This window comes from Streptomyces sp. NPDC001027, assembly GCF_040299045.1.
Lineage (GTDB): Bacteria > Actinomycetota > Actinomycetes > Streptomycetales > Streptomycetaceae > Streptomyces.
In genome coordinates, this window is record NZ_JBEPBI010000258.1 from 1 (window position 1) to 10,792 (window position 10,792).

Genomic DNA, 10,792 nt, shown 5'->3' on the forward strand with positions numbered 1-10,792 from the left:
GGAACTGCACCCGCCGACCTCGCCGCGTACGCCACCGACAGATCCCGCGCCAGCGGCGCCCACGACCAGCCGTCACCCGCGATGTGGTGCACCACCACCGCCAGGACGTACTCGTCCGGCGCGGTGGAGAAGAGCCAGGCCCGGATCGGCACTTCCGAGGCCAGGTCGAAGAGATGCCCGGCCGCCCCCGCGACCGAGGCGTCCAGCTCCTCCGGCGCCACCGGCACGACCGAGAGCTCCCACTCCAGAGCTTCGACCGGAATGATCCGCTGGTACGGCTCGCCGTCCTCGCCCACCGCGAACACCGTGCGCAGCAGTTCGTGGCGCGCGAGTGCGTCGCGCAGGGCCGCGTCGAGGGCCTGAGGGTCGACGGTTCCGGTCAGCCGTACCGTGACCGGGATGTTGTAGGTGGGGCTGGGGCCCTCCAGCTGTCCGATGAACCACATGCGTCGCTGCGCGAACGACAGCGGGACGCGTTCGGGGCGCCCTCCCGCGATCAGGGCCGGCCGAGCCGCGGCCGCGTCGACCAGCCGGTTGGCGAGACCCGCCACGGTGGGCGTTTCGAACAGCGCGCGCAGGGGCAGCTCGATTCCCAGCAACGCACGGATCCGGCTGACCAGCCGGGTCGCGAGCAGGGAGTGGCCGCCGAGCGCGAAGAAGTCGTCGTCGACCCCGACCTGGGGCAGCCCCAGCACCTGGGCGAAGGCACCGCAGAGGAGTTCCTCCTGGACGGTCGCCGGGCCGCGGCCCGCACCCGCCGTGTGCTCGGGGGCCGGCAGGGCCTTGCGGTCCAGCTTGCCGTTGGCGGTGAGCGGCAGCGCGTCGAGGACCACGACCGCCGACGGGACCATGTATGCGGGCAGGCTCAGCCCCGCGTGCGCGCGCAGCTGCGCGGTGTCCACGGCGGCGCCGGTCCGGGCGACCACGTACGCGACCAGGCGGACGTCTCCCGGGACGTCCTCGCGGGCCGTCACGGCTGCCCGGTCCACGCAGGCGTGCGCGCACAGCACGGCCTCGACCTCGCCCGGCTCGATCCGGAAGCCGCGAACCTTCACCTGCTCGTCGGCACGGCCCAGGCATTCCAGCTGCCCGTCCCGGGTCCAGCGCGCCAGGTCTCCCGTGCGGTACATCCGGGCGCCCTGCTCGAACGGGCCGGCGACGAAGCGCTCGGCCGTGAGGCCGGGGCGGCCCAGGTATCCGCGCGCGACCTGCGCCCCCGCCAGGTACAGCTCGCCCGTCGCCCCGGGCGCGACCGGGCGCAGGCGCTCGTCCAGCACGTAGGCCTGCACGCCCGCGAACGGACGGCCGACCAGCACGGGCCCTTCGTCCGAGACCGGCGCGGAGGTGGCCCACACCGTCACCTCGGTCGGCCCGTACACGTTCACCACCGGCGCGCCGGTGGCCGTCAGTCGCGCGGCCAGCTCGCCGGGCAGCGCCTCGCCGCCGACCAGTACCCGTACCGAGGCCGGCCAGGGGCCCGCCTCCAGCACGCCCCGCCACAGTGACGGAACGCCCTGCACCACGGTCGCCCCGGACGAGGCCACCAGCTCCAGCAGCGCGGCCGGGTCCCGCACCACCTCGCGGGAGGCCACCACGACCGACGCGCCGGACACCAGCGGCAGGAACAGCTCCAGCGCCGCGATGTCGAACGACACCGTGGTCACGGCCACCAGCCGGTCACCGCCCGACAGCGGCACCCGCTCCCCCGCGCCCCGCAGGTGCGCCGCAAGCGCGGCGTGCGGGACCACGACGCCCTTGGGCCTGCCGGTCGACCCCGATGTGAAGATCGTGTAGGCCGCGTCCTGCGGCCGCACCACCGTGCCCAGCGGCCCGCCGTCCAGCCCCGCGACGGCAGGGTCCTCCGCCAGCACCCGCACGACACCCTCGGGCAGCACCGGGGCGCACTCCGCCGAGGTGACCACGCACGCGGGCGCGGCGTCGTCCAGCACGTACGCGAGCCGCTCGGCGGGATGCTCCGGATCCAGCGGCAGATACGCGGCGCCGGCCTTCAGCGTCGCCAGCAGCGCCACCACCAGCTCGACGCCCCGCTCAAGGCACACACCCACCACGGATCCGGCGCCCACGCCCGAGCCGGCCAGGTGACGAGCCAGCCGGTTCGCCCGCGCGTCGAGCTCGGCGTACGACACCGCCACACCCTCGGAGACGACCGCGGTCGCCTCCGGCGTCCGTGCCGCCTGGGCCGCGAACGACTCGGGCAGGAGAGTCGACTGCTCCGTCCCGGCCGCCGCGCCGCCCCACTCCAGCAGCAGCCGCTCACGCTCGGCGGGCTCCAGCACCTCGACGGTCTTCACCGGCGCCGACGGGTCGGCGACGAGCTGTTCGAGCACCCGCACCAGGCGTTCGGCCAGTGACCGGGCCGATTCCGCGTCGAACAGGTCCGCGGCCACAGTCAGCGAACCGCGCAGACCGGCCGGCCGGCCCGCCTCGTCGAACGTCTCCCAGCAGTCGACCTCGAGATCGAGCTTGGCCCCGTGGGCGTTCGCCGTGGCCACCTCGACGCGCAGCCCGGGGAGTTCCAGCACCGCCGCGGCGTTGTTCTGGAGGTTCAGCATGACCTGGAAGAGCGGGTGGCGCGCCATCGAGCGGGTGGGCGCGAGCTCCTCGACCAGCTTCTCGAAGGGGACGTCCTGGTGCTCGAAGGCCGACAGGGCGGTCTCCTGCCCCCGGGCCAGCAGTTCGCGAAAGCTGGGGTCGCCCGCCAGGTCGGTGCGGATGACGAGGGTGTTGACGAAGAAGCCGACCAGGTCGTCGAGGGCCGAGTCGGCGCGCCCGGCGACCGCCGAGCCGATCGGGATGTCGTCACCGGCGCCCAGACGGGCGAGCAGGACGGCCAGGGCACTGCGGAGCACCATGAACGGGGTCACCCCCTCGGCCAGCGCCAGCTCCGCGAGCTTCGCGTGCACCTCGGCGGGCACCTCCAGGGGCACCCGGTGGCCGCGGTAGGAGCCGACTGCGGGGCGCGGGCGGTCGACCGGCAGCGCCAGCTCCTCGGGCACGCCTGCCAGGGCCTCGCGCCAGTGGGCGACCTGTCGCGACAGCCTGCTGTCCGGGTCGCCCTCGTCTCCGAGCAGCTCACGCTGCCAGAGCGCGTAGTCCGCGTACTGCACGGGCAGCGGCTCCCACGCCGGCGCCCGGCCTGCCGTGCGCGCCGCGTACGCCACCGAGATGTCCCGGGCGAGGACGCGCATGGACCAGCCGTCGCCGGCGATGTGGTGGGTGGTCAGGACGAGGGTGTGCTCCTTTGGGCCGGTCGAGTACAGCCGGGCCCGGATCGGGACCTCCTGTGCCAGGTCGAAGGCGTACTCCGCCGCGGCCGTGACCCCCTCGTCCAGGCCGGCTGGGTCGACCTCGGCCACGGTCAGGGCCCAGTCCAGCTCGTCGAGTTCAAGGATCCGCTGGTACGGCTCGCCGTCGGTGACCGCGTAGACGGTGCGCAGCACCTCGTGGCGGCCGATGACGTCCCGCAGCGCCTCGTTCAGCGCGGCGCCGTCCACCCGACCCGAGAGCCGGAGCACGACCGGGAGGTTGTACCTGGCGCTCGGGCCGTCCAGCTGGCCGATGAACCACAACCGGCGCTGGGCGAAGGACAGGGGAACCATCAGGACTCCTCGTGGTTGCGCATCGGCCGCAGAGCCGGCCTGGTTGATTTCTCGGTTCCCACGCGCCGGGCCAGGCCGGCCACGGTGCGTACCTCGAACACCGCCCGCAGGGGCAGTTCGACGCCCAGGACTTCCCGCACCCTGGTCACCAGGCGGGTGGCCAGCAGGGAGTGGCCGCCCAGGGCGAAGAAGTCGTCGTCCATTCCGACCCCCGCGAGGCCGAGCACCTCGCGGAACAGGCCACCGAGGGCCTCCTCGCGGCTGTCGGCCGGCCCGCGCCCCCCGCCGGTCGGGGACGCGGGGGCGGGCAGGACCGCGCGGTCGAGCTTTCCGTTGGCGGTCAGCGGCAGCGCGTCGAGCATCACGACCGCCGACGGGACCAGGTACTCGGGTAGCCGGTCGGCCAGGAACTCCCGTACCCCGACCACCAGTTCGTCGCCAGCGGGGTCGGCGGGGACGACGTAGGCGACCAGGCGCGGGCCGTTGGAGGCGTCCTCACGGGTGACGACCGCGACCTGCGCCAGCTGTGGGTGCTCGGCGAGCACCTCGGTGACCTCCCCCGGCTCGACGCGGAAGCCGCGGATCTTCACCTGGTGGTCCGTACGGCCGGCGAACACCAGCCGCCCGTCCGCCGTCCACCGTGCCCGGTCGCCGGTGCGGTACATCCGCGCGCCCGGCTCGAGAGGGCAGGCCACGAACCGCTCGGCCGACAGCGCGGCCTGCTGCGCGTAGCCGCGGGCCAGGCCGGCGCCGGTGGTGTAGATCTCGCCTTCGACCCCGACCGGCACCGGCCGCAGCCCGGCGTCCAGTACGTACACCCGGGTGTCGGCGATGGGGCCGCCGATCGGCACGGAGGCGGTGCCCTCGGTCAGTTCGGCCGCGAGGATCTCGTGGACCGTGGTGAAGGTCGTATTCTCGGTCGGGCCGTAGCCGTTGAACAGCCGTACTTCGGGCAGTGCGGCCAGCAGGCGGCGGCAGTGCGCCGGTGACAGGGCGTCGCCGCCGGCCAGCAGGCGGCGAAGCCCGGCCAGGGCGGACACGTCCTGGTCGACCACCTCGTGGAACAGGCCGGCCGTCAGCCAGGCCGTGTCCACGGCGTGGTCGGTCAGGAAGGCCTTGAGCTCGGCCACGGACAGGGCGCCGGGCGCCGCGACAGCGAGGGTCGCCCCGTTGAGCAGCGGGCCCCAGATCTCCAGGGTCGCCGCGTCGAAGGAGGCCGAGGAGAGCTGGCCGACCACGTTCCCCGGGCCCAGCTCCAGGTAGCCGCTGTCGCGCACCAGCCGGTCGACGGCCCGGTGCGGCACGACCGTGCCCTTGGGACGCCCGGTGGAGCCGGAGGTGTAGATGACATAGGCCGCGTTGTCCGCACCCAGCGGTGCGCGCAGCTCCGCCGGCCGCAGCGGGCCCTCGTAGAAGCCCGCCAGCTCGCGTGCCGTCTCCTCTTCCCCCAGCACCACGCGGGCCAGGCCGGCGGCGGCCAGGGTGCCACGGCCGTCGGTCAGCAGCAGGGTCGGCGCGGAATCGGCCAGCATGTGGGTGATGCGCTCCGCCGGGTACGAGAGGTCCACCGGCAGATAGGCGCCACCGGCCTTCACCACCGCGAGAAGGGCGACCACCAGGTCGATGCCCCGCTCCAGGGCCACCGCCACCATCGACTCCGGGGCCACGCCGCGGCCGATCAGCAGCCGCGCCAGCCGGTTGGCCCGCGCGTCCAACTCGGCGTACGACAGGCTCACGCCGTCCGCGACCACCGCAGTCGCGTCGGGAGTCGCGGCGGCCTGTGCCGCGAACAGCTCCGGCAGCGTCGCCGCGGCCACTCCACGGCCGGTGCTGTTCCACTCGTCGAGCATGCGGTGCAGTTCGTCCTCGTCCAGCACCGCCACCGCGTCCAGAGGCAGCTCCGGGCCGCCGTCCAGGGCCGTCTCCAGCGCCGACACCAGGTTCGCCATCGCGTTGCGGGCCAGCTCGCCCACCGCGGCGCCGTCGGCCGGTGCCACCGAGTCCACGGACAGGGCGATGTCCTCGCCGTTGTCGTCGGCCATCAGCGCCAGCGGGAAGTTGGTGCGCTCGTTCGCGAACACCAGGCGGCTGCCGTCGAGTTCGCCGTCCCAGCGCTCGTCCAGGTTCTGGCCGGCGTTGCGCCGGTAGTTGATGAACGAGGTGAACAGCGGACTGCCGCCGGCCACGCCGGCGGCGCGCTGGGCGAGCACCAGCGGGGCGTGCTCGTGCTCCAGCAGCTCGGCGAGCTGGCTGCGCATCGCGGCGACGGCCGCCACCACGCCGAGGCGTCGCCCCGGCATGCGTACCGGCAGGGTGTTGATGAACGGGCCGGGGATCCGGTCGGCGCCGGCGGCGGCGTTCATCCGGCCGGACAGGACCGTGCCGAAGACCACGGTCGGCTGGTTCGAGACGGCCGCGAGGACCCGGCCCCAGACCACGTGCAGCAGGGTCGCCGGGCTGGTGCCCAGGCGTCGGGCCACCTCGCGCAGCCGGGCGTCCACCTCGGGGGCGGGCGCGACCCGGTTGCGGACCAGGGCGGCGCCGTCACCGCGCACGTCGACGAGGCCGAACGGCGCGGTCGGCTCCTCGACGTCGCCCAACAGGGCCGCGAAGTACCGCTCGTGTTCCTCCCGCGCCACGCCGCCGCGGGCCTGGGCGACGAAGTCGCGGAACGGCAGTGGTGCGGGGAGTTCGGCGCTGCGGCCGGTCAGGAATGCCTTGACCTCGGTCAGCAACACCACCAGCGCGGTGTGGTCGCGCACCATGTGGTGGGCCCGGACCAGCGCCAGCCACCTGCCGCCTCCGGGCGCGGCCGCGATGTGCAGGGTGATCAGCGGGGGGTCGGCCAGGTCCATCGAGTGGCCGCCGTGGGCGACGAGTTCGGCCACGGGGTCGGCGGCCTGTGGGTCCAGCGCGACCTCGGTGACCGACAGCGGAGCGTGCCGCAGCACCACCTGCACCGGCTCGCGCAGTCCTTCCCAGACGTAGGCGGTGCGGTAGATGTCGTGCCGGTTCACCACCTGGTCCATGGCCCGGGCGAAGGCGTCCAGGCGGGCCCGGGAGTCGAACTCCAGCACCGCGGGCATCACGTAGGCGTCGTCGCCGCCATCCGCGAGCACGTGGTGGAAGAGCAGGCCTTCCTGGAGCGGGGCCAGCGGGTAGACGTCCGCGACGTTCGCCGCGCCGCCGGGGACGGCCGCGACCACGGCGGCGACCTCCTGCTCCGTCAGGTCCACCATGGAGAGCATGTCCGGGGTGATCTCCCGCGCGCCCGCGGGGATCAGGTTGGCGGGCGCGGTGATCCGCTCGGCGCCCACGGAGGCCGCCACCCCCGCCGGGGAGGGGGTGTCGAACAGGGTGCGGACGGAGATCGAGACGCCCTGCGCGCGGAGGATCTCCACCAGCCGGACGGCCACCAGGGAGTGCCCGCCCAGTTCGAAGAAGTCGTCGTCCACGCCGACCCGTTCCAGGCCCAGCACCTCGGCGAAGGCCGCGCAGACAAGCTCCTCGCGGGCGTCGGCCGGCCCCCTGCCGGCGCCGGCCCGGCCCGCGATGTCCGGGGCCGGGAGCGCCTTGCGGTCCAGCTTGCCGTTGGCGGCCAGCGGCAGCGCGTCCAGCACCACCACGGCGGACGGCACCAGGTGCTCCGGCAGCTTCTCGGCGGCGAACTGCCGCAGCTGCGCGGGCAGACTCTCGCCGTCCACGCCATCGCCGAGCACCACGTAGGCGACCAGGCGGGTTTCGCCCGGGGTGTCCTGACGCGCGACGACCGCCGCCTGGGCGACCTGCCGGTGCGCGGCCAGCGCCGCCTGCACCTCGCCGGGCTCGATCCGGTAGCCGCGGATCTTCACCTGCTCGTCGGCCCGGCCGAGGAAGACCACCTGGCCGTCCGTGGTCCACTGTGCGCGGTCACCGGTGCGGTACATCCGCAGGCCCGGCTCGAACGGGTTGGCTACGAACCGCTCCGCCGTGAGGCCCGGACGCCTGACGTAGCCGCGCGCCAGCTGGGCGCCCGCGACGTACAGCTCGCCCGCCACGCCCACCGGCACCGGCTGCAGGCGGGCGTCCAGCAGGTAGAACCGGGTGTTGCCGACCGGCCTGCCGATCGGGACCACTCCGTCGGCGACCAGTTCGGCGGTCAGCCGGGTGGTGGCGACGCCGATGGTGGTCTCGGTGGGGCCGTAGTGGTTGTGGACCGCGCACCCGTCGGCCGCGGCCACCAGCCGCCGCACCCAGTCCGGGGCGGCTGCCTCGCCGCCGAGGACCAGCGACCGCGCCGGAAGAACCTGCTCCAGGCCGGCCACCGCGCTCAGCGCCGCGAGGTGCGAGGGTACGACCTTCAGGTGGTCGATGCGGTGCTCGGCCAGGTAGCCGGAGACCACGGCCGGGTCGGTGACCGCGCCCTCCTCCAGGATGTGCAGCTCCCCGCCGGTCACCAGGCTCGCGAACAACACCGTGTTGCCCAGGTCGGTGACCTGCGCCTGGAGCAGGGCGTGCCGGGCGCCCGGCCCGGTGTACCCGATCCGGGGCGGAACCGTGGCGACGTAGTTGGCCAGCGCCCCGTGGGTGACCGCCACGCCCTTCGGGCGGCCGGTCGAGCCGGAGGTGTAGATCACGTAGGCCAGGCAGCCCGGGTCCACCGCCGTCTCCGGCGCGGTCGAGGGGGCCGCGGCCAGCTGCATCGCCGTCAGCGTGCCGTCCAGCGTCACCGCGCGGATCCGGCCGGCCGGCAGCTCGTCCAGGAACTCCTCGGTGGTGAGCACCAGGGCCACCTGGCAGTCGCTGAGCATGAACGCCACCCGGTCGGCCGGCTGCTCGGGGTCGATGGGCAGATAGCCGGCGCCGGCCTTCCAGACCGCCAGCATCGCGGTGATCATCTCGACGCCGCGCGGCAGCGCCAGGCCCACCGCGGACTCGGCGCCGACGCCCTGGCCGACCAGGTAGTGCGCGAGCCGGTTCGCCCGGGCGTCCAGTTCGGCGTACGTCACCCGCTCGCCGTCGGCGACGATCGCCACCGCGTCGGGGGTGCGTGCCGCCTGGGCCTCGAAGCGGTTCCCGACGGTGCCGGCCGGCACTTCGTCCGCCGTGTCGTTCCACTCCGTGAGCAGGCGTGCGCGCTCGGCCTCGCCCAGCACCCGGACCTCGTTCAGCGGCAGCTCCGGGCCACCGTCCAGCGCCTTCTCCAGTGCGCCGACCAGGTTCTCGGTCGTGGTGCACACCAGCGTGCCCACCTCGGCCGAGTCAATCGAGCCCACGGCGTCGACCGCGACCTCGATCCCGTCGCCGTTGTCGTCGACCAGGATGACCAGCGGGTAGTTGGTGCGCTCTCGCGACAGCAGCAGGCGGGTGCCCTCCATCACCTCGCCCGCGCGCTCCTCGGGGCTCTGCGCCTCGTTGCGCCGGTAGTTGATGAACGAGGTGAACAGCGGTGCGTCGCCGACGATGCGGCTGGCCCGCTGTGCCGCCACCAGCGGCGCGTGCTCGTGCTCCAGCAGCTCGGCCAGCTGGTCGCGCATCGCGGTGACGGCGGCGAGCACACCGTGGCGGTCCGTCAGGGCGCGGACGGGCAGCGTGTTCATGAACGGTCCGGGCACCCGGTCGGCGCCGGCCCCGGAGTTCATCCGGCCGTACAGCACGGTGCCGAAGACCACGTCCTCGCGGCCACTGACCGCGGCCAGCACCCGGGCCCACGCCACGTGCAGCAGCGTCGCGGGGCTGGTGCCCAGGCGGCGCGCGATCTCCCGCAGGCGGGTGTTCAGCTCCTCGCTGAAGGCGGTCACTTCGTGCACGGTGTCCGCGCCGTCGCCGCGCACGTTCAGCACCCCGTACGCCGCGGTCGGCTCGTCCACGTCGGCGAGCAGACCGGCGAAGTACCGCTCGTGTTCCGCGAGCGACACTCCACGACGGGACTGTGCGACGAAGTTGCGGAACGGCATCGGCGCGGGCAGGTCCGCGGCCCGCCCGGCCACGATCGTCCGGACCTCGCTGAGCACGACCTCCAGCGCGGTGTGGTCGCGCACCGTGTGGTGCATCCGGGTCAGCGCCATCCAGCCCCCGCCCGGCAGCGCCGCGTAGTCCACCCGCAGGAGTGGTGCGTGGCCCAGGTTCATCGAGGAACCGACGATCGCCTGCAGCTCGGCCGCCGGGTCGGTGGTGTCCGGGCCGAGGGTCACCTCGACCACCGGCAGGACGGCGCGGCGCCACACCACCTGCACGGGCTCGCGCAGGCCCTCCCAGACGAAGGACGTACGGAAGATGTCGTGCCGGTCCACGACCAGTTGCAGCGCCTCGACGAACGCGTCCAGACGCTCCCGGGTGTCGAACTCCAGTGCCGCCCGCAGCACATAGGCGTCCTCGCCGCCCTCGGCGAGGAGGTGGTGGAAGAGCAGGCCCTCCTGGAGCGGGGCCAGCGGGTAGACGTCGGCGACGTTGGCGGCGCCCCCCTCGACGGTGGCCACGATCCGCTCGGTCTCGTCGGTGGTCAGGTCGACGAGCGAGAGCATCTCCGGGGTGATCTCCTGCGCGTCGGCCGGGATGAGGTTCGCCGGCACCTCCACCTGGACGACACCTGTGGAGGCGGCCAGACCGGCCGGGGTCGGGGCCTGGAACAGCGTCCGCACGGACACCGCGACGCCCCGCAGGCGGAGCTGCTCGACGAGGCGGATACCCAGCAGGGAGTGGCCGCCGAGCCGGAAGAAGTTGTCGTCGACGCCGACGCTCTGCAGACCGAGGATGTCGGCGAAGGCGGCGCAGACGATCTCCTCACGGGCGTTCGCCGGGCCTCGGCCGGTGCCGGTGCCGGTGGTGTATGCGGGGGCGGGCAGGGCCTTGCGGTCGAGCTTGCCGTTGACACTCAACGGCAGCTCGTCCAGGACGACGACGGCCGAGGGCACCATGTAGTCCGGCAGCTGCCGCGCCGTGAACTCCCTTACTGCTTCGGGCAGTTCAGCCGCCGTGTCGGCGTCCGGGACGACGTAGGCCACCAGACGCAACTCACCCGGGGTGTCCTCGCGAGCGATCACCGCGGCCTGCGCCACCAGGGGGTGCCCGGCGATCACGGACTGCACCTCGCCCGGTTCGATCCGGAAGCCGCGGATCTTGACCTGCTCGTCCGACCGGCCCAGGTACTCCAGCTGACCGTCCGCGGTCCAGCGCGCGACATCACCGGTGCG

General features: G+C 74.0%; 2 protein-coding genes. Both read right to left on the bottom strand.

The annotated features are described in order from the left end of the window. Positions 1 to 3,620: non-ribosomal peptide synthetase (locus tag ABT300_RS36860; RefSeq protein WP_351685464.1), on the bottom strand; the 3,620-nt coding region annotated here is incomplete at its 3' end. After that, a partial coding sequence (locus tag ABT300_RS36865) for a non-ribosomal peptide synthetase (protein ID WP_351685470.1) occupies positions 3,620 to 10,792 on the bottom strand: 7,173 nt, incomplete at its 5' end. The genes ABT300_RS36860 and ABT300_RS36865, both read right to left, overlap by 1 nt.